The sequence below is a fragment of the Fictibacillus sp. NRS-1165 genome (genome assembly GCF_050468105.1).
In the GTDB taxonomy this organism is placed as follows: domain Bacteria; phylum Bacillota; class Bacilli; order Bacillales; family Fictibacillaceae; genus Fictibacillus_C; species Fictibacillus_C terrinigri.
The window spans coordinates 16,392-43,042 of record NZ_JBDPNU010000031.1 but is presented as its reverse complement, the minus strand read 5'-3'; the positions used below and the strand labels follow the sequence as shown (position 1 = coordinate 43,042).

Sequence of the window (26,651 nt, the reverse complement as noted above, 5' to 3'; positions counted from 1 at the left end):
GGAGTGATTACATGAGCGACCGCAAAGCGGCATTGGAAATGGCCTTGCGCCAGATTGAAAAGCAATTCGGAAAAGGATCCATCATGAAACTTGGCGAGCAGGCTGAACAGAGAGTTTCAACGATCTCCAGCGGCTCCCTTGCACTTGATATCGCACTTGGCGTAGGCGGATATCCAAGAGGGCGTATCATCGAAGTATACGGGCCTGAATCATCAGGTAAGACGACAGTGGCTCTGCATGCGATTGCAGAAGTGCAGAAGAACGGCGGACAAGCTGCATTCATTGATGCAGAGCATGCGCTCGATCCTGTTTATGCCCAAAAGCTTGGCGTAAACATTGATGAGCTCCTTTTATCTCAGCCGGATACAGGCGAACAGGCTCTTGAGATCGCTGAAGCCCTCGTCCGAAGCGGTGCAGTGGATATTCTGATCATTGACTCCGTGGCGGCTCTGGTTCCTAAAGCAGAAATTGAAGGAGAGATGGGGGACTCCCACGTAGGCCTTCAGGCAAGGCTGATGTCCCAAGCGTTAAGAAAACTTTCCGGAGCGATCAGCAAATCAAAAACCATCGCAGTCTTCATTAACCAGATCCGTGAAAAAGTCGGTGTTATGTTCGGGAACCCCGAAACTACCCCGGGTGGACGTGCCTTAAAATTCTATTCTTCTGTCCGTCTGGAAGTCCGCCGTGCTGAAACCTTGAAACAGGGCACGGATATGGTAGGTAATAAAACAAGAATCAAAGTTGTGAAAAATAAAGTGGCTCCTCCTTTCAAACAAGCTGAAGTAGACATCATGTATGGCGAAGGAATCTCCCGGGAAGGGGAAATCCTTGATATCGGCTCTGACATTGACATCGTTCAAAAAAGCGGTGCCTGGTATTCCTTTGAAGGAGACCGCCTTGGCCAGGGCAGAGAGAATTCCAAACAATTCCTGAAAGAAAACGAGGAAGTGGCAGAGGAGATCATTACTCAAATAAGAAACTATTATCGCCTCGGTGAAGAAGTCAATGCTCCGGATCCTGCACAACAGGAAGAAGAGTTTGAATTAACCGAATAGCATCTTAAACCGTACATAGAAATTATGTACGGTTTTTTTGGGGGATAAAAAAGATTTCCTTCATCCGCGTCTACCAAGCCGATGGAAGCGGTTTTCCCGCTGATCCTGAAGAAAAGAGAAAACAGGAGCCAAGGCGGCTGTACGGTCTCGTTGTAGGAATGATTTCCTTTGATTGGATATAAATAAAACTTGCCAATTTTGAAAGTAAGATTTATCATAGATAATTTGACATCTCTTGACATAACGTGCTGTCCTTTATAAAATGGAGATATACTTTGATTTCATCTGAAATTAAAAGATATAACCTGAAATGAGAATGGCATGACTTGTGCACAACACTTTGTTACACGAATGATGCTTATGACCCAGTAAAAAAAGTAGATAGCAAGAGGAGGTGGAAACATGGAAAACATGATTGTCTTCATCTCCAGTTTGCTTGTCTCAGCAGGTGTCGGTGCAGTTGTCGGATATCTTGTTAGGAAAAAAATCGCCGAAGCTAAAATTTCGAGCGCGGAAAATGCTGCTGCTCAAATCGTTGAAGAAGCTAAGCGAGATGGTGAAGCGAGCAAGAAGGAAGCGCTGCTTGAAGCCAAGGATGAAATCCATAAGCTAAGAACAGAAGCAGAGCGCGACATTCGTGAACGCAGAAATGAGCTTCAGAGACAAGAACAACGATTGGTACAAAAAGAAGAGATTCTAGACAGGAAAAGTGAAACTCTTGATAAAAAAGAGGAATCATTGGAGAAACGTGAGGAATCTCTCACCAAAAAACAACGACAAATTGAAGAGATTGAAAGCAAAGTGGAGGAGCTGCTCCGAGAGCAGCAAAGGGAATTGGAACGCATATCCGGCTTTACGCGTGAAGAAGCTAAGCTGATCATCATGAGCGAAGTGGAAAACGAAGTTTCACATGAAATGGCTATGATGGTAAAGGATATGGAAAATCGCGCCAAGGAAGAAGCGGATAAGAAAGCAAAAGAAATTCTTTCTCTCGCTATTCAGCGTTGCGCGGCTGACCACGTTGCTGAAACGACAGTTTCTGTAGTGAATTTGCCAAATGATGAGATGAAGGGCCGGATTATCGGACGTGAAGGACGAAATATCCGTACGCTTGAAACGCTTACAGGTATTGATTTGATCATTGATGATACGCCTGAGGCCGTTATACTTTCTGGTTTTGATCCGATCCGACGGGAAATCGCCCGCATGGCGCTTGATAAGCTCGTTCAGGACGGCAGGATTCATCCAGCTAGAATCGAAGAGATGGTTGAAAAATCTCGCCGTGAAGTGGACGAATATATCAGAGAGGTCGGTGAACAGACTACTTTTGAAGTAGGAGTTCATGGGCTGCATCCAGATTTGATCAAAATTCTGGGGCGCTTAAAGTATCGTACAAGCTATGGACAGAATGTATTGAAGCATTCGATGGAAGTAGCGTACCTCGCAGGCTTGATGGCAGCAGAAATTGGAGAAGATGTTCATTTAGCCCGCCGTGCCGGATTGCTTCATGACATCGGGAAAGCGATCGACCATGAAGTCGAAGGCAGCCACGTCGATATCGGAGTGGAATTGGCAACCAAGTATAAGGAACATCCGGTCGTGATCAATTCAATTGCCTCCCATCACGGAGATACCGAACCAACTTCAATTATCGCTACTCTTGTTGCTGCCGCAGATGCGTTATCTGCAGCAAGGCCGGGAGCGAGACGTGAAACACTGGAAACGTATATCCGACGGCTGGAAAAACTCGAAGAGATTTCTGAGTCGTTTGACGGTGTGGAAAAATCTTTTGCCATCCAGGCAGGTAGAGAGATCCGGATCATGGTTAAACCAGATTTGATTGATGATTTAGCTTCTTACCGTTTAGCGCGGGATATTACGAAGAAAATTGAAAGTGAACTGGATTACCCAGGACATATTAAAGTAACAGTCATTCGGGAAACAAGAGCTGTTGAGTACGCAAAATAAAGTGGTGTATACCACTTTATTTTGTTTTTATACAGAATGTAGTAAAAAGGAGTTCTTCATGAAGATTTTATTTGTAGGGGACGTCGTCGGTTCTCCAGGAAGAAAAATGATCGATACCTATTTGCCCAAGTTAAAACGCAAATATCAGCCGCTTGTTACCATTGTGAACGGAGAGAACGCTGCGCATGGCAGAGGAATTACCGGAAAGATCGTAAAAGGAATTTTTGAAGCCGGAGCACAGGCAATCACACTTGGAAATCACGCATGGGACAATAGGGAAATTTTTGAAATCATCGATAGCACCCCCCAATTGGTAAGGCCGGCAAACTTTCCGGCTGGAACGCCAGGCAGCGGATCAGCGATCTTAAAGATGAATCAACTGGAAATCGGCATTATCAATTTACAGGGCCGAACATTTCTTCCGCCCCTGGACTGCCCTTTTGAAAAAGCTGAACAGCTGGTAGAAGAGATGCGTAAGAGGACGCCGGTCATCTTTGTCGATTTTCATGCCGAAGCAACCAGTGAAAAGCAGGCGATGGGCTGGTTCCTTGACGGCAAAGTTACAGCCGTTGTCGGTACACACACCCATGTACAGACTGCAGATCAGCGAATCCTGCCACAAGGGACCGCATACTTGACGGATGTTGGCATGACAGGTCCGTATGACGGGATATTAGGGATGGATCGTGAAGCGGTATTAAAAAAGTTTCTTACCAGTTTACCGGTAAGGTTTGAAGTTTCTTCCGGGAGGGAACAGTTAAGTGGCGTCTTAATAGAGTGTGATCCTGCAACTGGAAAAGCCAAAAGTATCAAGACCATTTTGATTAACGACGACCACCCGTTTTTTGAATAAAATACATTTTGGTTTCACATTTTATGGCTTGCCGGGCTTCATATGTAAACTTTTCCATACTGCAGGAATACGGGCTCTTACCAATGAATATAGTAAAATGGGTATCATATCTCTAAGGAGGTACAAATTAATGGAAATATTAAAAGTTTCAGCAAAATCCAACCCTAATTCTGTAGCTGGTGCACTCGCCGGAGTTCTTCGTGAAAGAGGAGGAGCTGAAATTCAAGCTATTGGGGCGGGTGCATTAAACCAAGCCGTTAAGGCAGTAGCAATCGCACGAGGATTTGTAGCGCCTAGCGGAGTTGACCTCATTTGTATTCCTGCGTTCACTGATATTTTAATTGATGGAGAAGAAAGAACGGCGATCAAGCTGATTGTTGAACCTCGTTAAGTTAAAGACTATAAGCTGCCTGTTTGCCTGATTTTAGCGCAAACAGGTTTTTTCATGCAAAAATGTGAAGTGAAATCGATGTGAAACCCGGCGGTTGTGCCTAATAATTTTAATGGAATACTTGCTTTTTTGCTTAGTTAGGTCTAGAATTGTAAACGTTTAGTACATATTTTTTAACAAACAGCTTTGGTGATCAGCGCGCTTATTTTCTATTGGAAAATAGCGTATTTTTATACATAAAGCTGTCGGTGAGTATACAGAATGAAAAGCATAGAAGGGGTGGAGTTCATGGTGGATCAACTTTCCTGGAAAGTTGGCGGACAGCAAGGGGAAGGGATAGACAGTACCGGAGAAATTTTTGCAATGGCCTTAAATCGTCTTGGATACTATCTCTACAGTTATCGGCATTTTTCTTCCCGTATTAAAGGCGGACATACAAATAATAAAATTCGTGTCAGCACAAAACAAACAAGGTCGATTTCGGACGATCTTGATATCTTAATCGCATTTGATCAGGAAACGATCGATGTGAATGTTCATGAGATGCGTGACGGAGGTGTCGTCATCGGCGACGCAAAGTTCAATCCAGTCGTTCCGGAAGGCTCTAATGTAAGGCTCTTTTCAGTTCCCTTCACGGAAATAGCGAATGAGCTCGGCACATCCTTAATGAAGAACATGGTGGCTATCGGAGCTACCAGTGCGGTGCTTGATCTGCCTGCTGAATCGTACATAGAAGTGGTAGAAGAAATCTTTTCAAGAAAAGGCGCCAAAGTTGTTGAAAAGAATATGGATGCGATTCGCAAAGGCGCTGAGTTCTTTAATGAGGCAGCAGGCGGACCGATCGAAGGGTTCCAGCTGGAAAAAGCAGATGGAAAAAAACGCATGTTTATGATCGGCAATGATGCCATCGCTCTCGGATTCGTTGCAGGCGGCGTACGTTTTATGGCTGCTTATCCGATTACTCCGGCTTCAGAGATCATGGAGTACCTTATTAAGAAACTTCCGCAGTTCGGCGGAACAGTAATTCAAACAGAGGATGAAATTGCGGCGTGTACGATGGCGATCGGCGCTAACTATGCGGGTGTTCGTACCATCACTTCTTCTGCGGGTCCTGGTTTATCCCTCATGATGGAATCCATCGGCCTAGCAGGAATGACGGAAACACCGCTCGTTGTTGTTGATACGCAGCGCGGGGGTCCGAGCACAGGGCTTCCGACCAAGCAGGAACAATCGGATTTGATGGCCATGATCTATGGTACGCATGGTGAGATACCAAAGGTTGTCATGGCGCCAAGCACTGCGGAAGAAGCGTTCTATGACGCAGTTGAAGCATTGAATATCGCAGAGGAGTACCAATGTCCGGTCATCCTGCTGACAGATCTTCAGCTGTCTCTAGGAAAGCAGTCCGTTGAGCCCCTGGATTTCAGTAAGGTGGAAATCCGCCGCGGCACTCTTGATTTGAACGCCGAGATTCCTGAAGAGGAAGGCGGTTATTATAAACGGTATGAGCTGACAGAGTCCGGTATATCCCCTCGCGTCATCCCAGGAATGAAGAACGGAATTCATCACGTGACAGGTGTCGAGCATGATGAAACAGGCAAACCGTCTGAAGTGGCTGGCAACCGTTTGAAGCAGATGGATAAGCGCCTTAGAAAATTGAAGAATTTAAAGTTCAACACTCCGGTCGTAAAATATACCCCGAATGAAGAGGCTGATCTTCTCCTTGTCGGATTCAACTCAACAAGAGGCGTGATTGAAGAAGTCATTCCTCGTTTGGAGGCAGAAGGAATTAAAGTGAACCATGCGCATCTTCGTTTGATCCATCCTTTCCCGCTTGAAGAGATGAAACCTTTAATCGACTCAGCGAAGAGAGTAGCCGTCATCGAGAATAATGCGACTGGCCAGCTGGCCAATATCCTTAAGATGAACCTTGGTTCTCATCAAAAGATCGAAAGTATCTTAAAATATGACGGAAATCCATTTCTTCCTTCTGAAATTTTCAATAAATGCAAGGAGCTGGTTTAAATGGCGACGTTTAAAGACTTCAGAAACTCAGTAAAACCGAACTGGTGCCCTGGCTGCGGCGACTTTTCCGTGCAGGCATCCATACAGCGGGCGGCAGCGAACGTCGGCCTTGAACCGAACGACCTGGCAGTAATCTCGGGGATCGGCTGTTCGGGCCGGATCTCAGGCTATATTAAATCCTACGGTTTCCACGGCATTCACGGACGTGTTCTTCCCATCGCACAAGGAGTAAAGATGGCCAACCGTGATCTCACAGTCATTGCCTCCGGAGGGGACGGTGACGGATTTGCAATCGGAATGGGGCATACCGTTCATGCCATCCGCAGAAATATTGATGTCACCTACATCGTTATGGATAACCAAATTTACGGGTTGACGAAAGGGCAGACCTCACCGCGTTCTGCTGAAGGATTTAAAACGAAGAGTACGCCTGAAGGCTCTGTTGAGTCTGCCATTGGTATCATGGAGCTTGCTCTTACAGCAGGTGCGACGTTCGTGGCTCAAAGCTTTTCAAGTGACTTAAAAGAACTGACAGCAATCATTCAAAAAGGGATTGAACATAAAGGCTTCTCGTTGATTAATGTGTTCTCTCCTTGTGTCACCTACAATAAAGTAAACACGTACGACTGGTTCAAAGAACATCTTACGAGTCTTGATACCATTGAAGGCTACGATTCTTCTAACCGTATGATGGCAATGCAGACCTTGATGGAGCACGACGGCCTCGTCAAAGGCATCATCTACCAGAATAAAGAGAAGCCTTCCTATCAAGATCTAGCCCATGGATACAGCAAAGATGCATTATCCAAAGCCGACCTTAAGATGGATGAAGAGAAATTCAACGGCTTACTGGCCGAGTTTATGTAATAAAAAGAGAAGCGCAAGCGCCCTTCATAGGGCCCGACAAGCGCTTACAACCTGATTTTTCAAGAAAAAGGCATCCTGGAACATTTGTTTCAGGATGCCTTTTTGGGATTTCGCAATGCGAGCTCCAGTTTTTTGTTTCTCACGATGGAGATCATATTGATGAGCAAGAAGATCATTGTAATATAAAAGATGTCTTTGATGTTGTATGAAGCAGCAACAAAGGTACCAAGCAAAGGGCCCAGAAGATTTCCCAAAAAACGGGCCGAAGAACTGATGCCAAAAGCAGTTGCCTGCAGGTTGGAAGGAGCCAGTTTTTTTACGAGAACATTCAACGAAGGAATCATTCCGCCAATGAACAGACCGAGTAGAGATCTGCCTGCCAACAAGATGTGAACATCGGTTGCCAGTACTTGCGGCAGAAAGGCAAGAGCGGCCATCGTTAACGAGAGGATCAGAACCTTCCGCTGGCCATAGCGGTCGCCGATTCGCCCTAAGATCGGGGATCCGATCAAATTGGCAATACCGGTTACAGCACTGACCAGCCCCACGATTAGTGTCAAATGGTTTCCGTGGTAGATGGTTCTCGTATAGAGAGTGATAATCGGCTGGATGCTCATCATGGCCATCTGGGTGATCGCTGCTGCAATGAATACCGGATAAAGAGGTTTCAGCTCTTTCCATTCGTTTTTCTGCTTTTTCTTTCTTTCTTTTTTTACTGGGAGATCTTCTTTAATGAAGAATAAAACGACGAGTCCTGCGATGAGGATCAGTCCTCCGGTGATGAAAAAGACACCTTCAAATCCAAACAACTCAGACAGGAAGCCTCCAATCAAAGGTCCGATCAGTGTCCCGACAATCTGCCCCGTCTGCAGGGTTCCAAGGGATCTTCCTGCATCTTTGTCTGGTGTAACTGAAGCCTGAAGGGAAATCGACATGGAGATGAATCCGGAGAACAAACCGTTGACCAAACGCAGGACGAGAAGCTGCTCAGGGCCGGTGACGAGCCCCATTAAGGCTGTGACGGTGCCCATGCCAACCGCAGACCGGATAAGCATGACCTTTCTGCCATAACGGTCGGCGAGCGAGCCCCAGAGCGGCTGAAATAAAAAAGAAGTGATAAACTGGGCAGAAAAGATCCATCCTGTCCAATGTTCAACACTCTGTATATTTGTAACTCCTAATTTTTCAATATAGAGGGGCAAGAAGGGGATGATCAGACTCATTCCTGCGGCGATAAGAAAATTAGCCGGCCAAAGAATCCAAAGGGATCGTTTCCAGTACATAGCAGCATCATCTCTTTCATATACAGTTTATCTGATTTCTATTGTACTACCATTATTTAATAAAGTGAAATTTAAGGTACATTAACTATTCGTGACCGCCTGCTTCTGCATGCAGTCCAAACATTCCTTTTACTATCGAAGTCTGTTATAATATTGAAGTTATGAGAAAAATCAACCTCTAGAGTTTCGCTGTTTGCAAGGGAGGAAATTGCAATGAATCCAAAGGGAACCAATCCTGTAAAAGATAAAAAGAAAACCGCTAAGGACTACGCGAGCTATTTTCAGACAACCTATCAGCCGCCTTCCTTAAAGGACGCTAAAAAGCGCGGTAAAGAAGAAATTAAAATTGTAAAAGATTTTGTGATTGAGGAAGAATTAAGAACGATCGGAAAAGGAAAAAAGTTTTATATCAGAACGTATGGCTGCCAGATGAACGAGCATGATACAGAAATCATGGCTGGAATTCTCGGTGATATGGGTTATGATCCGACAACAGATATGATGGAGGCCGATCTGATCTTGCTCAATACTTGTGCGATCAGGGAAAACGCCGAGAATAAGGTGTTCGGCGAACTAGGTCATCTTAAACCGCTGAAGGTGGATAAGCCTGACCTGTTGATCGGTGTATGCGGCTGCATGTCGCAAGAAGAATCGGTAGTTAACAAACTGCTGAAAACGTATCAACAGGTAGATATGATCTTTGGTACCCATAACATCCACAGACTTCCGCAAATTGTGAAAGAAGCCTATCTTTCAAAAGAAAGAGTCGTTGAAGTTTGGTCCAAAGAAGGAGATATCGTTGAGAACCTGCCCCGGGTGCGAAAAGGCAACATTCAGGGATGGGTCAACATCATGTACGGCTGCGATAAGTTTTGCACCTATTGTATCGTTCCTTATACACGAGGCAAGGAAAGGAGCCGCCGTCCGGAAGATATTATAGAAGAAGTGCGGCACTTAGCCAGGAATGGCTATCAGGAAGTAACGCTACTGGGCCAGAACGTGAACGCTTACGGAAAAGACTTTGAAGATATGACGTACGGTCTTGGAGACCTGATGGATGAGATCCGCAAGATCGATATTCCAAGAATCCGCTTTACGACAAGCCATCCGCGTGACTTTGATGACCATCTCATCGAAGTCCTGGCCAAAGGCGGAAACCTGGTCGAACATATTCATCTTCCCGTACAGCACGGAAACAGTGAGATACTTAAGCTCATGGCCAGAAAGTACTCACGTGAACACTATTTGGAACTCGTAGGGAAGATAAAGAAGGCCATCCCGAATGCAGCCTTGACGACCGATATCATCGTCGGTTTCCCGAATGAGACCGAAGAACAGTTTGAGGAAACACTGTCATTGGTAAAAGAGGTTGAATACGATGCAGCCTATACCTTCATTTATTCACCAAGGGAAGGGACGCCAGCGGCGAAAATGGCGGACAACGTGCCTATGGAAGTCAAAAAAGAGAGACTTCAGCGTTTGAATTCGGTGCTAAACGATATTTCGCTGCGCAAGAACCAAGCCTACCTGGATACGGTTGTTGAAGTCCTCGTTGAAGGGGAAAGCAAGAAGAATCCTGACGTATTGTCAGGCCATACTGCATCAAATAAAGTAGTTAACTTTAAAGGGCCGAAGCACCTCATCGGCAAGATTGTAAAAGTGCATATCAACGATGCGAAAACATGGACATTAAGCGGGGATCTACTAGAAGAAAAGGCGGGAGTGTTAGAGGGATGACCTATACAAAAAGTGATATCTTGGAAAAGGCGAAAGAACTGGCAGAAATGATCGCACAAACAGAAGAAGTTGATTTTTTTAAACGGGCAGAACAGCAGATCAACGAAAACGGCACGGTATCCTTTATGATCGCCCAGATCAAAAAGCTGCAGAAGGAAGCAGTCAACCTTCAGCATTACGGTAAGCACGAAGCCCATAAGGAAGTAGAAGAAACCATCGATAATCTGATGAAGGAAGTGGACAGCATCCCGGTTGTTCAGCAGTTTAAGCAATCACAAGCGGATGTGAACGATATCTTGCAGATGGTGTCCCACACCATTTCCAACACAGTTACCGATGAGATCATCGAGTCAACAGGCGGCGATCTTTTAAAAGGTACTACGGGCTCAGCGGAAAGTTGTTCCACTGGAAATTGCGGCTGCCACTAATACGAAGACCAGGAGAATCTTGCATTCTCCTGGTCTTTTTAAATTTCACGTACCGTATTTTAAGAATAAAATATTTTCAAAATTAGGTCACCATCTGGGCATTTTACATAAACTGTATTAACGACATCATAAAAAAGTTTTTTAGCACACTAGTCATTTGCCCTGCATAGGATGAAATGAAGATTGGAAGAGGAGGGATTAAGTCTATGTCAAACATAGATCAAGATCTGAATTACAGAGAGATTATTTGCAAAGCAGTATGCGGCAAGGGGCGGAAATTCTCTCAGTCAACACATACGATCACTCCAAGCCATAGACCTACGAGTATCCTTGGAAGCTGGATCATCAATCATTCATATAAGGCTTCCAGGTGCAGTGATGACACGGTTGAAGTGGAAGGCAATTATGATATTAGCATCTGGTATGCATACAACAATAACACAAAGACCGAAGTTGTTACCGAAACAGTAGGCTACAAGGATTCGATCGTACTTAGTACACGAGATGAGCATGCGACAGGAAAAGATCTAGAAGTTTCCGCAAGGTGCATTCAGGCACCAAACACCTTGGAAGCAACAATCTCACCGAATGGGGGGCGTGTGGTCATTCAATGTGAACGCGAATTCACATGCGATGTGATCGGTGAAACTAAAGTCTGCGTATATGTGAATCCTGACGGTGCGCTTGATGATTGGGAAGAAAAAGACTGGGATTACGGGCTCGACGATCAGGATGTTGATGATATTGATCAATTCTTCATGGGTGAGCTGGATGAATAACGAAACAAGGAAGAAGATGCCTTCTTCCTTGCTTTTTTATGTTCAGAGGTTCTGTTTTCTTTAATCCAAATCAACATCCTATGCTATAATGAACTATTGAAAATAGAACTTAGAAGTTAGGTGAAAGCATGGCACAATACACACCAATGATTCAGCAATATTTAAAAATAAAATCGTCTCACCGTGACGCCTTTTTATTTTTCAGGCTCGGTGATTTTTATGAAATGTTTTTTGAGGATGCGACAAGAGCATCCCAGCTGCTTGAAATTACATTGACGAGCAGGGAAGGTGGAACCTCCGAACGCATACCGATGTGCGGGGTCCCTCACCATTCTGCTGCCAATTATATTAAACAGCTCGTGGAATCTGGCCACAAAGTCGCGATCTGTGAACAAGTGGAGGATCCAAAGTCGGCAAAAGGGGTCGTGAAAAGGGAAGTCATTCAGATCATTACCCCGGGAACCGTGATGGACCAAAACCTGTTAAAAGAAACCGAAAATAATTTTATTGCAGCTGTTTCCTGCAAAGATGAACAATACAGCATCGTGCTCAATGACCTTTCCACGGGTGAATTAAAAGGATATTTGTATAAAGGTGATACCTCTATGCTTATGAGTGAGCTTCAGGCGATGCATGTGAGAGAAGCCATCATGTCTTCTGAACTCTATGATCAAATCGCCGAAACTCTTCGATTGCGGTATCAGATCGTCAGCTCCATTCAGGACCTGAGTGAGGTACCCGATCCTTTTCGCCGCTTAGTACAGAAGAACGAAAAAGAACTGATGAAAGAAGCGTGCGGCCGGCTCTTTCACTATTTGCTGCATACACAAAAGCGTGCGTTGGAACATCTGCAGCCTCTAAGCATGCAGCATCTTAATGAATATATGAAACTGGACAGCTTTTCCAGGCGCAATTTGGAGCTGGTTGAAACGAACCGTTCAAAAGGAAAAAAGGGATCGCTTCTATGGCTGCTTGACCGTACGGTTACCGGGATGGGAAGCAGGAGACTGAAGCAATGGATCGAACAACCCCTGCTCGTTCCTGATCTTATTCAGCAACGGCTGGATGTGGTGGAAGAACTCATTCAGGAGTTTTTTGTCCGTGAAGAGCTACGTGATAAACTCAAACGGGTATATGACCTAGAGAGGCTTGCGGGGAAAGTATCGTTTGGCAATATTACAGCGCGTGACCTCATTCAGTTGAAACAAACGCTGGGCAGCGTTCCAGGCATTAAGCAGACGCTCTTACAATTGTCCAATCCATACAGCAGAGGATTGGCGGAACAGATGGACAGCCATGAAGAGCTGTACAACTATCTTGAATCTTCTCTGCATGACGATCCTCCATTATCATTAAAAGAGGGCGGATTGATCAAAGACGGCTATCATAAAGAGCTGGATACATACAGGGATGCCAGTGTAAATGGAAAAGCATGGATCGCCTCTCTCGAACAGAGGGAGAGAAGCGAAACCGGCATCAAATCACTCAAAATCGGCTATAACCGGATATTTGGCTATTTTATAGAAGTGACTCGTTCAAACCTGTCTCTCATTCCAGAAGGGCGATATGAAAGAAAACAAACACTTGCGAATGCTGAGCGGTTTGTAACTCCGGATCTTAAAGAGAAGGAGAGACTGATCCTTGAAGCGGAAGAGAAGATGGTCTCATTGGAGTACGAACTCTTCCTGCAAGTGAGAGAACATGTGAAAAGCTATATCCAATCTCTGCAGCTGCTGGCGAAGCAGTTGAGTGAGATCGATGTATTGCAGGCGTTTGCTGCGGTCAGCGAAGAACAAAGATATGTAAAGCCTCTCATCTCTTCGACTAACTCCGTGTCCATTTCCAACGGGCGGCATCCTGTAGTGGAGAAGGTGATGGATGCTCAGGAATATGTACCGAATGATATCTATTTGAACGATGACCGTTCGATGCTCTTGATTACAGGGCCGAACATGGCCGGTAAGAGCACTTACATGAGACAGCTTGCGCTTACTGCTGTCATGTTGCAGATCGGCTGTTTCGTGCCAGCGGATCACGCGGAGCTGCCGCTGTTTGACCAGATCTTTACAAGGATTGGCGCAGCCGATGACCTTGTTGGCGGGCAGAGTACATTTATGGTGGAGATGCTTGAAACAAGATACGCTTTAAGTAAAGCGACCAGCCAAAGTTTAATTCTGCTCGATGAGATCGGAAGGGGAACATCCACGTATGACGGGATGGCGCTTGCCCAATCCATTGTAGAATTCATCCATGACCATATCGGCGCTAAGACCCTCTTCTCTACGCACTATCATGAGTTAACGGTCCTTGAAAAGCAGCTCAGATCGCTGAAGAATGTTTATGTATCAGCGGTCGAAGAACAAGGGAGGCTCGTCTTTCTACATAAAGTGATCGACGGACAGGCTGACAAGAGCTTTGGAATCCATGTTGCACAGCTGGCAGAGCTGCCTTCGGCTGTAATCGAGAGGGCAAAATCTATTTTAGAAGATTTTGAGTCGGACGACCGTTCTCAAAAAAAAGCACAGATTGAGCCTGACACCCAACTAAGCTTGTTTATGGAAGAAAACGATACAGAGAAATTATCGAAAAAGAAACAAGAGAAATCAGAAGTGGAAGAGTTTCTAAGGACGATGAACCTTCTGGAAATGACACCGCTTGATGCGATGACCACATTGTTCAATCTGCAAAAGAAAGTGAAATAAAAGGAGACGATCAAGTGGGAAAGATAATCCAACTGGACGATCACCTATCCAATAAGATCGCCGCTGGCGAGGTAGTCGAACGGCCGGCATCTGTCGTAAAAGAGCTGGTTGAAAATTCTATTGATGCCCATTCCAGCCGTATTGAAATCGAGCTGGAAGAAGGGGGTCTGTCCCTGATCCGGATCATTGATAATGGGGATGGGATCGAACCTGAAGATTGTGAATTGGCATTCAGCCGCCATGCGACCAGTAAAATAAAAGAGGAACAAGATCTATTTCAAATCCGGACGATGGGTTTCCGGGGAGAGGCGCTTCCTTCGATCGCTTCGGTTTCTCAGATGGAAATGAAAACCGGTACGGGCACAGGTGCAGGAACGGCATTGTCCATCATGAACGGGCAGATTCAATCCGTATCTTCGACCAATGCAAGAAAAGGAACGGATATTACCGTCCGCCACTTGTTTTATAATACACCTGCAAGATTGAAGCATATGAAAACGATCAATACCGAACTGGGAAATATTTCTGACGTTATTAACAGGCTGGCGCTGGGCCATCCGGAGATTTCGTTCCGGCTCAGGCACAACGGACGGGATCTATTGAACACGAATGGAAGCGGCAACGTGCTGAACGTAATTGCGGCTGTATACGGGATGAATGTGGCAAGAAATATGGTTCCTGTGTCCGCGCGGTCTCTTGATTATGAAATCGAAGGCTATATTGCAAAACCGGAGATCACGAGAGCTTCTAGAACTTATGTGTCATTGTTCATGAACGGAAGGTATATCAGGAACTACGCCGTCCAGCGAGCTGTTCAGCAGGCATACCATACACTCCTTCCCATCGGCAGATATCCGCTTGTGGTCCTTTCGATCACGATGGATCCTTCCATTATCGACGTCAATGTTCATCCTTCCAAACTTGAAGCGAGGCTGAGCAAGGAACCGGAACTCAATTCATTGGTGGAGGAAGAAGTGAGAAAGGTGCTGCGCAAGCTGAGATTGATTCCTGAACCTTCCTCTTCATTAACAGTTAGTAAACCTGAGAAGGATCTGTCAGAACAGCATAGTTTTACGTTTGAACACGAGATAAAGCCATCGGCCCGAACAGAAAAAGAAGCAGATCAACCTTTGTTTACTGAGCATGTTAGGAATGAGGAAGAAAAATTTCCCGAAGAAGTAAAAGAGGTTCAGCAGCTCACGGAGGAAGATTCTTTTTCTTACGTTCCTAACCAAGTTCCTGAACAACAGGAACCCGCAGAAAGTGAGAATATGAGCAAGATTCCGGCCATGTATCCGATCGGCCAGATGCATGGAACGTATATCATCGCCCAAAATGAAGAAGGCATGTATCTCATCGATCAGCATGCGGCACAGGAAAGGATCAAATACGAGTTCTTCAGGGAAAAAGTAGGACAAGTAGCTTCAGAGCTGCAGGAGCTCATCGTTCCGCTTACGTTTCAGTTTACCAATAAAGAAGCCCTTATTATTAATGATCACCTGGAGGTCCTTGAGAAGGTGGGAGTTTTCCTCGAACCTTTCGGCCGGTCAACCTATATCGTAAAAGCCCATCCTCAATGGTTTCCTGCAGGATTTGAGAAAGAAAGCATTGAAGAGATCATCGATCAGGTGTTAAATGACAAACAGGCTGATATAAAAAAGCTGAGAGAAAAAGCTGCCATTATGATGTCGTGCAAGGGTTCGATTAAAGCGAACCATCATTTGCGAAACGATGAGATCTTCATGCTGTTAGAAACACTAAGAAAAAGCGAAGATCCTTATACCTGCCCCCATGGCAGGCCGATCATCATCCATTTTTCCACGTATGAGATGGAAAAGATGTTTAAGAGAGTCATGTAATGAAAAAAAACGCTGCCTTTAAGTAGGCTCGTTTTTTTTTGGCCATGTTTGGATTTTTCACTTCGTTCGCGTTATGATAATGATATCAATAGAAAAAAAGAAACGCTGTGATAGGAGTTTTTATGAAAGAACGGTTGATTGTGATTGTCGGTCCGACGGCTGTCGGCAAAACGAAAACAGGAATAGAACTTGCCAAAGCGCTCGATGGTGAGATCATTAATGGTGACTCCATGCAGATCTATCGAGGCATGGACATAGGTACGGCGAAAATTACTAAAGAAGAAATGGAAGGTATTCCGCATCACCTGATCGATATTAAAGAACCTTGTGATTCATTTTCTGCCGCTGAGTTTCAGGTGCTGGCCAGAAAAAGCATATCTGAGATCAACCAGCGGGGAAAAGTACCGATCATCGTGGGAGGCACCGGTTTATACATACGATCGGTCACACACCAGTACGAATTCTCAGCAGCCCCCCAAGATGAGAGCTACCGCAAAAGACTTGAAGAGCTTGCAAGGGAAAAAGGGGAGCTGCACGTTCACTCACTTCTTCAAAAGAATGATCCTGAAAGTGCAAAAAGAATACACCCCAACAATGTAAGAAGAGTGATCCGAGCCCTGGAGATCTTTCACAGTACTGGCAAGACCATGTCCGAGACTTTGGCAGAACAGCAAACACCGGATGAATCCCTCTATGAACTTGTTTTTATCGGATTATCCATGGATCGGGGACTCCTTTATGAGCGGATCAACGAGAGGGTCGACGAAATGGTCGCTTCCGGTCTGGTGGAGGAAGCTAAACGATTGTATGATGAAGGAGTCAGAGAATGTCAGTCTGTACAGGCTATAGGCTATAAAGAAATATATGAATACCTTGAGGGCAGAATGGCGTTGGAAGAGGCAGTTGAACTACTTAAACGGAACTCAAGAAGGTATGCCAAGCGGCAGTACACATGGTTCAGAAACCAGATGGAGATCGACTGGTTTGATATGTCCTCACTAAACTTTTACGAGAATTTTATGGAAATCAGATTATTTGTAGAAGGAAAATTAAAGAACCTGTCGAATGACTATTTTAATGGCTAATGAGGAGGATTGTATACATGAAGCAAGCGATCAATATCCAGGATCAGTATTTAAACCAATTACGACGTGAAAACATCTATGTGACTGTATATTTACTGAATGGCTTCCAACTAAAAGGACTGGTGAAAGGGTTCGATAATTTTACGGTCATCCTGGAATCAGAAGGAAAGCAGCATTTAATATACAAGCATGCCATCTCAACTTTTACGCCTCATCGCCCGGTAGAGCTGCCGGCTGAAAATTAATACATAGGTTTGTTGGGAATAAGAAAAGCCTTGCTGGTTTCATTCAGCAAGGTTTTTTCCTCGTTCTTTTGGCAAGGATTGCAAATACTTATAATAGCGTTCCAGGCTTAAAGACGATTTAAAACCGAACTTCTTTTTGATCTGTTCCGGTTCTTTTTCTGTTTGAATTTCATTAAGGATGCACGTCCGTCTCATGTGCTGCGCTGATATGCCTTTGCGCAATCCTGAACGCTCGACCTCCATGCGGATCATTTTCTGAACAGCAATCTCGGTCAGAGGTTTAGGGGAATTTGTTTTATAGACCCAGCGGTAGGTTCCCCGCTGATAATCAAAAGCAGCGAAGAAGCAGTCATTGGAATACCAGGCTGGGCGTACCGCAGCAGGTATCGTTTGATAATAGGAATAAAGAACCGCTTGATCCTCTTTTTCCAACTTGATTTTTCTGGAAAGGCTCGTCTCGGAAGGAACTTGAATGATTCCCTTCGTAAAGTTGATATGCTTCATTTTCAACGATGTGACTTCGAGCAAAGACAGACCATAACGGGAAAGGAGAACCACGATTGAAAGGTTGCGGCTGATCAAGAGATAGCGGTATTTTTGCTGATTCTCTGTCAGACCCTCGTACGATTTGATGATCTCGTTCAGCCTTTCCAATTCCCCAGGGGAGATGAAATCCTCTTCGCTGAAAGCCGTTTCTTCTCCAATGCCAAGATCCACACCATTGACCGGATTATACGCCAGTTTCCCAAGGGTAATCTGAAACTGTACGAGCTGTTTTAATACCGTCAATACTCTCCGCAGCGTACGAAGCGAATAGTTTCTTTCGCGGATTAAAAAGTCAAAATAGGACTGATAGTCTTCTGTTCGTAGCGATTGAAAGGCAGAGAAGCTGTCCTCTTTTTTGACCGCCCTCATCCATGCCAAAAAGTCATTCAGATCATAAAAATAGCGCCTGATGGTACTTTCCTGTCTTCCTTTCTTCTCCAAGGTCTCTAAATATACAGCCGAATAGTGGGGCAAGGAATCGATTAGCGGAAACATGAGTTACCTCCGTTTGGCGTTTTTGTTTAATTATACCAACATGTTCGAAGTGAAGCACTTTTAAAACGAAATGAATATTTGGGCAGAGAAGTTTGAACACTAATCCTATCGAATGATAAAAGAGAGGGTTACTTCCATGAAACGATATGTACTGGTTGCAGCAGCTGTCCTTTGGGTGTCCGGATGTTCACAAAATGAACTGGATCTTGATAAAGAAAAGAATTACAAAGCACCAACGAAAGTAAACATGAAAAACCTGCCCAACTCGCAGAATGATGCACCGAACATCAACGAAAAAAATTATGAATCAAAAAATGCTAAAGAAATTTCCAGCCTTGCACAAACCGTTCCAGGGGTTAAGCATGCTGATGTCATTGTGAGCGGTATTTATACAGTCGTAGGAATCACACCGACGCATAAGCTTACACAGGGGAAGAGCGATCATCTCAGATTAAGGGTGTATCATACGATCAAAGGGAATGAACATGGAAAAAACGCGGCCATCACGACGGATCCTTCGCTCATCAAGGAGATGAGAGGAATTCAACAAAAGATCAATGCTGGTGACAATCTCTATACGGATGATGCTTATAACAAATTAGGAATATTGATCGGCAAAATCACTCCTGTCTCCAATCAGGCAAAACGGAATTATCAGAAGGATATGGACCGGACAAAGCAAAATCATAGGGGGCGGCAGGTCTACGAATAGATTATTTCCCGGATAAGCGCAGGAATTGACAAAAAAAGCATAAAAAAACCACCCATAGGTTGAATTGAGTGGTTTTAGCGTTATTTATGCCTGAGCTTCGAGCGTAAGATCATTTTCATCATCGTTTTTCGGTGAATGCGGTTTGAACTTGCCGGCAAGGTAACTTGCGATCGTAATAGTAACGATGGAATAGAGTGCATGTAGAAATCCTACCATCAAGGTTGCAGATATAACGATGATGAAGTCAGTTAGAAAAAGAGTTTTGCCTCGGTTGATCGAAAGGTGCTGATCCATATAGACAGCTAATATATGAATACCGCCGAGAGAGGCGCCATTATTCAGGACGAGGACTACTCCTGTACCGATTATAAGTCCTGATGCAATTGCAATGATCAGCGGATGCAGTCCGGGAGAGGGAGAAATCTTAAGAAATTCATTGATCAAGGAGATCAGTGAGATACATAAAAGGGTATACACGGAAAAGGAGATCCCAAGCCTTTTGACAGATAAAATAAAAAAAGGAAGATTGATCACAAAAAACCAGATCCCCCATGAAATACCCGTCGAGAACGTCAGCAGCGTGGAAATTCCAGCAGTTCCCCCAAAAGTCAGGTGGGAGACGGTAAGAATCTTCGTTCCGATTGCGGTTAAGAACAACCCCATGAGAACTAAAAGCGCTTTTTTCATAAAATACATATTCATCGTTCCTTTATTATGCAGCTAATTTTAACAATAAGGCAGCAAGAAAAAATAGTCAATACATAATTTTGATTAAATATACATTAAATATTCTGAAAATATACATTATTAGATGATTTAGACAATTTAATAGAATAATTATTCACAATAATGTATAATGATTAAATTTCAAACCAGTCAGTAAGCCCGTATAATTGAAACTCTTCAGAATACATTAGAATGAGGGCTAACCGATGGGCATTTGTCACCATAAAACAATGTCATGAGTATAATAATCTTAGACAGCTAAAGAGAGGTGAATCTCTTGCATGATTCCATGACATTTAAAAAGAAAACGCAAATTAATATTATCCTGAACCAAAACAATGAAAGGGAACGCGTGGAAGAAGCAGCGAGTCCATCTGTGAAAGAAAGACAGCTTGAAAAACACCTTCCATTAAAGAAGATGGAACAAGAAATGGCATCACTCGTTGGAATGGAAGAGTTAAAGGGCTTTATTAAAGAGATCTATGCCTGGCTTTATGTGAATAAATGCAGAGCGGAACAAGGACTTAAAGTGGAAAAACAAGTGCTTCATATGATGTTTAAAGGGAATCCGGGCACAGGGAAAACAACGGTCGCACGGATGCTGGGAAACCTTTTTCATGAAATGAACGTATTGTCGAAGGGACATCTGATTGAAGTAGAACGGGCTGACCTCGTGGGAGAATATATCGGCCACACAGCACAAAAAACACGCGAGCTGCTAAAGAAAGCCATGGGGGGCATTCTGTTTATTGATGAAGCATATTCACTGGCACGCGGGGGAGAAAAAGATTTTGGCAAGGAAGCCATCGACACGCTGGTCAAAGCAATGGAGGACCAGCAGCATGACTTTATCCTGATCCTTGCGGGGTATTCAGGAGAAATGGACCGATTTTTAAAACTGAACCCCGGCCTTCCCTCAAGATTTCCGATCATGGTCTCTTTTCCGGACTATTCTGTAGATGAACTGATGGAGATCTCCATAAAGATGGTGGCTGAGCGGCAATATATCATGGCAAAAGATTCAGAATGGAAATTGCGCCATCATCTGCAGCGGGTATGTGCAGCTGGAGAAAAATCGTTCAGCAACGGCAGGTATATCCGCAACATCATCGAGAAGGCGGTAAGGAAACAATCCGTCCGTTTGCTGAGAGAAGAAAAAACAGATAAGAAGTCATTGATGACGCTGACGGCAGATGACCTTCATCTGGAAGAAAAACATGGAATTTGATATGATAGTTTTATTATGAATAGGAAAGCAGGTAGGTTATTTGGAAGAAATCAAGCATTCTCATCTAGAGAAAGCCATCCTCGTTGGCTGCCAGTTGCCAGGGCAAACCGACGAGCGATTTTTTTATTCAATGGAAGAATTGGAGTCGTTGACAAAAACGGCTCAGGGACAAGCTGTAGTATCTGTGACCCAAAAGCGTGAGCGCTATGATGCATCAACCTTTATAGGGAAAGGGAAAATTGAAGAGATCTTGGCGCTTGAGGAAGAACTGGAGCCGGATTTAATCATCTTTAATGACGAACTGACACCTGCCCAAAACCGAAATCTCTCCCGCTTTTTTGAAGCAAGGGTGATCGACCGCACTCAGCTGATCCTGGATATTTTTGCAACACGTGCACGTTCCAGGGAAGGTAAGCTGCAGGTTGAACTCGCTCAGCTGCAATATATCCTCCCAAGACTTGCAGGTGTTGGTGTTTCCTTATCACGTCTCGGCGGGGGAATCGGTACGAGAGGGCCTGGAGAAACCAAGCTCGAAAAAGACAGAAGGCATATCCGTTCCAGGATTACTGAGATCAGACGCCAGCTTGAAGATATCGTAAGCCATCGAGGTCGTTACAGAGAAAGAAGAAAAGAGAATAAAGCGATCCAGGCATCGCTGGTCGGTTATACCAATGCCGGAAAATCCACCATTTTCAACGGGCTTACTTCTGCAGACAGCTATGAAGAGAATTTATTGTTTGCCACACTGGATCCGCTGACAAGAAAAATGAGGCTTCCAGCTGGCCTCCAGGTGCTTGTGACGGATACGGTCGGTTTTATTCAGGACCTTCCGACATCCCTCATTGCTGCTTTCCGCTCCACGTTAGAAGAAGTAAAGGAAGCAGACGTCCTGATCCATGTGATCGATGGCTCCAGTGAAGACCGTGATCAGCATGAATCGACAGTACTTTCTATCTTGAAGGATCTTGATGCTTCCTCCATTCCGATGATTACGGTCTACAATAAAAAAGACCAGTTTAATGAAGGCTTTATTCCGGCCACGTCATCTGTATCCATCTCGGCCTTTCAAAAAGAAGATCTGCTTCTTTTAAAGGATGTAATTGAAAATGAGGTGAAGAAGCAGCTGGAATACTATCATATTTTTGTCCCTGCGGAGGAAGGCAGAAAGCTGTCGATGCTGAAAAACAGCACTATCTTGCTTGAACAGGTCTTCATCGAAGATACACAAAGCTACGAGTGCAGGGGTTATGCCCTGCCATCCATGAAATTACAATAAAAGGAGTACCCTATGTTTTCACAGTTTCAAAACGGAGGTCGACTGCAAAGATTAGCAATTGAGACAGAGGAAAAAATCCGGTCCCAGCATTACGGCATTCAGCAGAGAGCAGAATATAATCAGTTAAAAGTGTTAAACAGCTTTCGTGATCATCAAGTAAGTGACTTTCACTTCACCCCGTCTACAGGTTACGGTTATGATGATGCCGGCCGAGACACACTTGAAAAAGTATATGCACAAGTGTTTGGTGCGGAAGCAGCCCTTGTAAGGCCTCAGATTATATCAGGAACACATGCCATTTCTCTCTCGTTGTTCGGTGTGCTTCTTCCTGGTGATGAGCTGCTGTACATCACAGGGAAACCTTACGATACACTCGAGGAAATCGTGGGGATTAGAGGAAAAGGAACAGGGTCTCTTAAGGAGTATGGCATTACCTATGCCCATACAGAACTTACACCAGAGGGAAGACCTGATTTCAACGCCATCTCAAAATCCATAAAAAGCCATACAAAAATGATCGGCATCCAGCGCTCAAAAGGTTACGCAGACAGACCTTCCTTTACAATAGAAGAAATCGGTGAAATGATCGCCTTTGTAAAAGAGATCAAACCGGATGTGATCGTGTTTGTTGATAATTGCTATGGAGAGTTTGTAGAAGAAAAAGAACCATGCGAAGTCGGTGCTGACCTGATCGCTGGATCACTTATCAAAAATCCTGGAGGAGGTCTTGCGAAAACAGGCGGTTATATCGCAGGCAGGAAAGAACTCGTTGAACGTTGCTCCTACCGGCTGACTTCCCCAGGAATCGGTGGTGAAGCAGGAGCTTCCCTCTATAGTCTGCTAGAAATGTACCAGGGCTTCTTCCTGGCGCCGCACGTTACAGCACAGGCGTTAAAAGGGGCAGTGTTTACAGCTGCTTTTCTTGAAAGGCTCGGTATGTCAACCAATCCATCGTGGGATGCTAAACGGACAGATCTGATCCAATCCGTTAAATTAGAAGATGAAAAAAGGATGATCGCTTTTTGCCAGGCGATTCAGCTTGTCTCTCCTGTAAATGCCCATGCTGTTCCCTATCCGGGGTACATGCCAGGATATGAAAATGATGTGATCATGGCGGCAGGAACATTCATCCAGGGAGCAAGCATCGAACTGACAGCAGACGGACCGATCCGTCCTCCTTACATTGCATTTGTGCAGGGCGGTTTAACGTATGAGCATGTGAAAATTGCGATTCTAACGGCTGCAGACCGACTGATTCAGGAGGAACTGATCTAATTAATTTTTTATGTTATTTTTTCTTACATAAGGTTGACATGTGAGGTTTTGTAACATAAGATAAAAGTAGTTGGAAGGAGGGCTTATGATGATGAATGATGATACAAGACGGAATCAACCTTTATTCCCGATTAGTATTGTTATGAAGCTGACTGAATTATCTGCCCGGCAAATTCGATATTATGAAGAACATGAATTAATTCATCCGGCACGCACTGACGGAAACCGGAGAATGTTTTCTTTCAACGATGTGGATAAATTGCTGGAAATTAAATCTCTGATTGAACAAGGAGTTAACCTTGCCGGCATCAAGCGTGTGTTTGAATTGAACCAGCAAGCAGTTAACCTTTTGAAAAATGAGGTTAAGAATGAACAAATGTCTGAGTCTGCAATTCACCGCCGTTTAAAGCGTGAGCTCATGCATGCAGGGCGATTTGGCAAAACTTCATTGATTCAAGGGGAATTATCCCGCTTTTTCCACTAATCTTAACAGTGAATGCTGTATTCAATTACTAAGGAGGAGTAACAAGTGGCTAAATTTACAAAAGACAACATCATGCAAATCGCTAAAGATGAAAATGTACGTTTCATCCGCCTTCAGTTTACCGATCTATTAGGGGTCATAAAAAACGTAGAAATTCCTGTAGGACAATTGGAAAAAGCATTAGACAATAAGATGATGTTTGACGGTTCTTCTATCGAAGGATTTGTGCGCATCGAGGAATCTGACATGCTTCTTTACCCTGATCTGGACACTTGGGTTGTTTTCCCTTGGACTTCCGAAAAAGGAAAAGTAGCAAGATTGATCTGTGATATCTACAATCCAGATGGCACTCCATTTGCCGGGGACCCTCGCGGAATCCTTAAAAAAGTATTGAAGGAAATGGAAGACCTTGGTTTCACTGACTTTAACATCGGGCCAGAGCCGGAATTCTTCCTCTTCAAAAATGATGAAAAAGGCGAGCCAACACTCGAGCTAAACGATAAAGGCGGGTATTTTGACCTTGCGCCAACGGACCTTGGTGAAAACTGCCGCCGTGACATCGTTCTTGAGCTGGAGGACATGGGCTTTGAAATTGAAGCATCTCACCATGAAGTAGCTCCGGGACAGCATGAAATCGATTTTAAATATGCAGATGCGATCACAACATGTGACAACATTCAAACGTTTAAACTCGTCGTAAAAACAATTGCCCGTAAACACGGACTTCATGCAACATTTATGGCAAAACCGCTATTCGGTGTGAATGGATCCGGTATGCATGCGAACATGTCGCTATTTAAAGATGGAGAAAACGCATTCTACAACCCATCCAATGAAACAGGGCTCAGTGAGACTGCCATGGAGTTCCTTGCTGGAATCCTTAAGCATGCACAAGACTTTACAGCCATCACAAATCCAACTGTAAACTCTTACAAGCGTTTGGTTCCTGGATATGAAGCACCTTGCTATGTTGCATGGTCCATGCAAAACCGAAGCCCGCTTATCCGTATCCCTGCTTCCCGCGGACTCAGCACACGTGTTGAGGTTCGTAGCGTGGATCCAACAGCAAACCCTTACCTTGCAATGGCTGTGCTGCTTGCATCCGGCCTGGACGGTATCAAGAATAAGCTTGAAACCCCTGCGCCGATCGACCGTAACATTTATGTAATGGACAAAGAAGAGCGCGAAGCAGAAGGAATCAAGGATCTGCCAGCGACTCTAAAAGAAGCGATCGATCGTTTAAAGAAAAGCGAAGTGCTTCTTAAAGCGCTTGGTGAGCACGCAGCAGAACACTTTGTGGAAGCAAAAGAAATCGAGTGGGATATGTTCCGCACACAAGTTCACCCTTGGGAACGCGAACAATATATGTCCATGTATTAAGACTAAAAAACCCTTGACACCGTTGGTGTTAAGGGTTTTTTGTTTTTTGGTCATATAGGTTAATTTCATTTTCAATTGATGCAGGACCAAAATTGGACCAAAAAATTTTTAACTTTAAGACATTTTTCATATACTCTTCATATTTACCCATAGTATCTGTTTCTATCTTTTTGGAGATATGGGCATAAACATCTGATGTAATTTGAATGCTGCCATGACCTAAACGCTCCTGAATATACTTCATATCAGCTCCTGCTTCCAAAAGCAAAACAGCATGTGTATGACGTAATGAATGGATTGGTACTTTGGGAAGATCAGCATGTTGCAAAATACGTTCAAAGGCATTGAATAAAGTTGATTTTGGCATAATATCCCCATCGTTCCTACATAATACTAAATTAAGATCATGATGGTACACTTCATTCAGGGCAAGTTTATTTTGATTTTGATACTTCATGTGAAAGTAAAAGTCATTTACTAAGCTATTACTGATGTGATGGTTCGTTTTGAACTATAAGTCTTAGGATCCCCAAATAATTCTGAAGGGTTTTCCGCTTTAAAATCAAGTGTTTTATTGATGGAAATTAATCCTTCTTTTAAGTAAACATCCGACCACTTCATAGCAGCGGCTTCCCCTTTTCGCATTCCAGTTTCAATAAGAACTTAAAAAATAGCCAATAGATATAGTCATATTTATAAGCTTCATGCAGAAAACGAGAGATGTTTTGCGACTCAATAAAACGCAAAGAGGCTTCTTTTTTCTTACCTTTAATCGTTACACCTACGCAAGGATTTTTTTTAAGCTTTCCTAATGTTACAGCCTTTTCAAGGGCATTATTCATAGTCGTGTGGATTATTTCAACGGTACGTTTACTGTAACCCTGAGCTGTCAAATGATTTAAAAATTTTTGATACATAATCGGTTTTAAATAGAAAGACGGATGTTATTAAAATAGGGAAGTATGTGTTTTGCAATGTTACGTTCATGGAGTATATAAGTGTTTTTTCTCACTTCTCCCTTTTTGTATTCAGTTAACCATTCCTCCAGGAATGTTTTTAGAGCAGTAGGAGCTTGTTCGAATCCCTCCGCAAGTTTCAATTCTTCCTTTGCAGCAGCTAATTTTGCCTCAGGTTTTGTTCTGAAGCCACCTTTTGATTTCAATTTGAGTGAATACTTGAATATAAAATACTATTTAGTAGACCCATGCTGACAAAAAGCATGGGTCTTTGGATAAGTTTAACTATCAGCAAA

22 protein-coding genes and 1 pseudogene are annotated in these 26,651 nt (G+C 44.0%); 19 read left to right on the top strand and 4 right to left on the bottom strand.

Annotation, left to right across the window (positions count from 1 at the left end; all coding sequences use genetic code 11):
• The first annotated feature begins 11 nt into the window (after positions 1-11).
• The 6 genes from recA (at position 12) to ABHN01_RS15270 (ending at position 7,159) form a co-directional block, all read left to right on the top strand.
• The gene (gene recA, locus ABHN01_RS15295) at positions 12-1,055 is read left to right on the top strand and encodes a recombinase RecA (RefSeq protein ID WP_429876257.1); all 1,044 of its coding nucleotides are present in this window, start codon (positions 12-14) and stop codon (positions 1,053-1,055) included.
• A 402-nt stretch (positions 1,056-1,457) separates the two neighbouring features.
• Positions 1,458-3,023, top strand: a complete 1,566-nt coding sequence (gene rny / locus ABHN01_RS15290) for a ribonuclease Y (RefSeq protein WP_290399494.1) — start codon at positions 1,458-1,460, stop codon at positions 3,021-3,023.
• A 58-nt stretch (positions 3,024-3,081) separates the two neighbouring features.
• Positions 3,082-3,876, top strand: coding sequence for a TIGR00282 family metallophosphoesterase (locus ABHN01_RS15285; protein ID WP_290399493.1), 795 nt, complete (start codon positions 3,082-3,084; stop codon positions 3,874-3,876).
• Positions 3,877-4,006: 130 nt separating this feature from the next.
• Positions 4,007-4,267: a stage V sporulation protein SpoVS gene (gene spoVS / locus ABHN01_RS15280; protein ID WP_010193268.1), complete on the top strand. Its 261-nt coding sequence runs from the start codon at positions 4,007-4,009 to the stop codon at positions 4,265-4,267.
• Positions 4,268-4,555: 288 nt separating this feature from the next.
• Positions 4,556-6,292 (top strand): 2-oxoacid:acceptor oxidoreductase subunit alpha, encoded by a 1,737-nt coding sequence (locus ABHN01_RS15275; protein WP_429876256.1) that lies wholly within the window; start codon positions 4,556-4,558, stop codon positions 6,290-6,292.
• Positions 6,293-7,159 (top strand): 2-oxoacid:ferredoxin oxidoreductase subunit beta, encoded by an 867-nt coding sequence (locus ABHN01_RS15270; RefSeq protein ID WP_429876255.1) that lies wholly within the window; start codon positions 6,293-6,295, stop codon positions 7,157-7,159.
• 89 nt (positions 7,160-7,248) lie between these two features.
• On the opposite strand, the gene ABHN01_RS15265 is transcribed toward ABHN01_RS15270, so the two are convergent.
• Positions 7,249-8,442 (bottom strand): MFS transporter, encoded by a 1,194-nt coding sequence (locus ABHN01_RS15265; RefSeq protein ID WP_429876254.1) that lies wholly within the window; start codon positions 8,440-8,442, stop codon positions 7,249-7,251.
• A gap of 213 nt (positions 8,443-8,655) precedes the next feature.
• Between ABHN01_RS15265 and miaB the strand changes: the two genes are divergently transcribed.
• From miaB to hfq, 7 genes are all read left to right on the top strand, one after another.
• The gene (gene miaB, locus ABHN01_RS15260) at positions 8,656-10,179 is read left to right on the top strand and encodes a tRNA (N6-isopentenyl adenosine(37)-C2)-methylthiotransferase MiaB (RefSeq protein ID WP_429876253.1); all 1,524 of its coding nucleotides are present in this window, start codon (positions 8,656-8,658) and stop codon (positions 10,177-10,179) included.
• On the top strand, positions 10,176-10,607 hold the full coding sequence (locus ABHN01_RS15255; RefSeq protein WP_290399489.1) for a RicAFT regulatory complex protein RicA family protein: 432 nt from the start codon (positions 10,176-10,178) through the stop codon (positions 10,605-10,607). The genes miaB and ABHN01_RS15255 overlap by 4 nt, the downstream gene beginning before the upstream one ends.
• A 206-nt stretch (positions 10,608-10,813) precedes the next feature.
• Positions 10,814-11,386: an outer spore coat protein CotE gene (cotE, locus tag ABHN01_RS15250; protein ID WP_429876252.1), complete on the top strand. Its 573-nt coding sequence runs from the start codon at positions 10,814-10,816 to the stop codon at positions 11,384-11,386.
• A gap of 128 nt (positions 11,387-11,514) precedes the next feature.
• Entirely contained in the window at positions 11,515-14,088 is a 2,574-nt protein-coding gene (mutS, locus tag ABHN01_RS15245) for a DNA mismatch repair protein MutS (protein WP_429876251.1), read from the top strand.
• Between the two features lie 14 nt (positions 14,089-14,102).
• Positions 14,103-15,947 carry a DNA mismatch repair endonuclease MutL gene (gene mutL / locus ABHN01_RS15240; protein WP_429876250.1) on the top strand — a complete coding sequence of 615 codons (1,845 nt, stop codon included), beginning with the start codon at positions 14,103-14,105 and terminating at the stop codon, positions 15,945-15,947.
• Between the two features lie 122 nt (positions 15,948-16,069).
• Positions 16,070-17,032: a tRNA (adenosine(37)-N6)-dimethylallyltransferase MiaA gene (gene miaA, locus ABHN01_RS15235; protein WP_429876249.1), complete on the top strand. Its 963-nt coding sequence runs from the start codon at positions 16,070-16,072 to the stop codon at positions 17,030-17,032.
• 17 nt (positions 17,033-17,049) lie between these two features.
• Positions 17,050-17,277: an RNA chaperone Hfq gene (gene hfq, locus ABHN01_RS15230; protein ID WP_061969616.1), complete on the top strand. Its 228-nt coding sequence runs from the start codon at positions 17,050-17,052 to the stop codon at positions 17,275-17,277.
• Positions 17,278-17,316: 39 nt separating this feature from the next.
• Here hfq and ABHN01_RS15225 read toward each other — a convergent pair whose 3' ends face one another.
• A complete protein-coding gene (locus ABHN01_RS15225; protein ID WP_429876248.1) occupies positions 17,317-18,318 on the bottom strand; it encodes a tyrosine-type recombinase/integrase in 1,002 nt (333 codons plus the stop codon).
• Between the two features lie 136 nt (positions 18,319-18,454).
• Here ABHN01_RS15225 and ABHN01_RS15220 point away from each other — a divergent pair, with 136 nt between their 5' ends.
• Entirely contained in the window at positions 18,455-19,030 is a 576-nt protein-coding gene (locus ABHN01_RS15220; protein WP_429876247.1) for a YhcN/YlaJ family sporulation lipoprotein, read from the top strand.
• Between the two features lie 84 nt (positions 19,031-19,114).
• Here ABHN01_RS15220 and ABHN01_RS15215 read toward each other — a convergent pair whose 3' ends face one another.
• Positions 19,115-19,726 (bottom strand): YitT family protein, encoded by a 612-nt coding sequence (locus tag ABHN01_RS15215; protein ID WP_429876246.1) that lies wholly within the window; start codon positions 19,724-19,726, stop codon positions 19,115-19,117.
• A 319-nt stretch (positions 19,727-20,045) separates the two neighbouring features.
• Between ABHN01_RS15215 and spoVK the strand changes: the two genes are divergently transcribed.
• The 5 genes from spoVK to glnA all read left to right on the top strand — a co-directional run bounded on the left by spoVK (position 20,046) and on the right by glnA (position 25,399).
• Positions 20,046-20,984 carry a stage V sporulation protein K gene (gene spoVK / locus ABHN01_RS15210; protein WP_429876341.1) on the top strand — a complete coding sequence of 313 codons (939 nt, stop codon included), beginning with the start codon at positions 20,046-20,048 and terminating at the stop codon, positions 20,982-20,984.
• A 40-nt stretch (positions 20,985-21,024) separates the two neighbouring features.
• Positions 21,025-22,260, top strand: coding sequence for a GTPase HflX (gene hflX / locus ABHN01_RS15205; RefSeq protein WP_429876245.1), 1,236 nt, complete (start codon positions 21,025-21,027; stop codon positions 22,258-22,260).
• A 12-nt stretch (positions 22,261-22,272) separates the two neighbouring features.
• Positions 22,273-23,535, top strand: a complete 1,263-nt coding sequence (locus ABHN01_RS15200) for an aminotransferase class I/II-fold pyridoxal phosphate-dependent enzyme (protein ID WP_429876244.1) — start codon at positions 22,273-22,275, stop codon at positions 23,533-23,535.
• A gap of 91 nt (positions 23,536-23,626) precedes the next feature.
• The gene (locus ABHN01_RS15195) at positions 23,627-24,019 is read left to right on the top strand and encodes a MerR family transcriptional regulator (protein ID WP_290400412.1); all 393 of its coding nucleotides are present in this window, start codon (positions 23,627-23,629) and stop codon (positions 24,017-24,019) included.
• Between the two features lie 45 nt (positions 24,020-24,064).
• Positions 24,065-25,399: a type I glutamate--ammonia ligase gene (glnA, locus tag ABHN01_RS15190; protein ID WP_429876243.1), complete on the top strand. Its 1,335-nt coding sequence runs from the start codon at positions 24,065-24,067 to the stop codon at positions 25,397-25,399.
• A 28-nt stretch (positions 25,400-25,427) separates the two neighbouring features.
• On the opposite strand, the pseudogene ABHN01_RS15185 reads toward glnA, so the two are convergent.
• Positions 25,428-26,582, bottom strand: a pseudogene (locus ABHN01_RS15185) (tyrosine-type recombinase/integrase).
• Between the last annotated feature and the right edge of the window lie 69 nt (positions 26,583-26,651).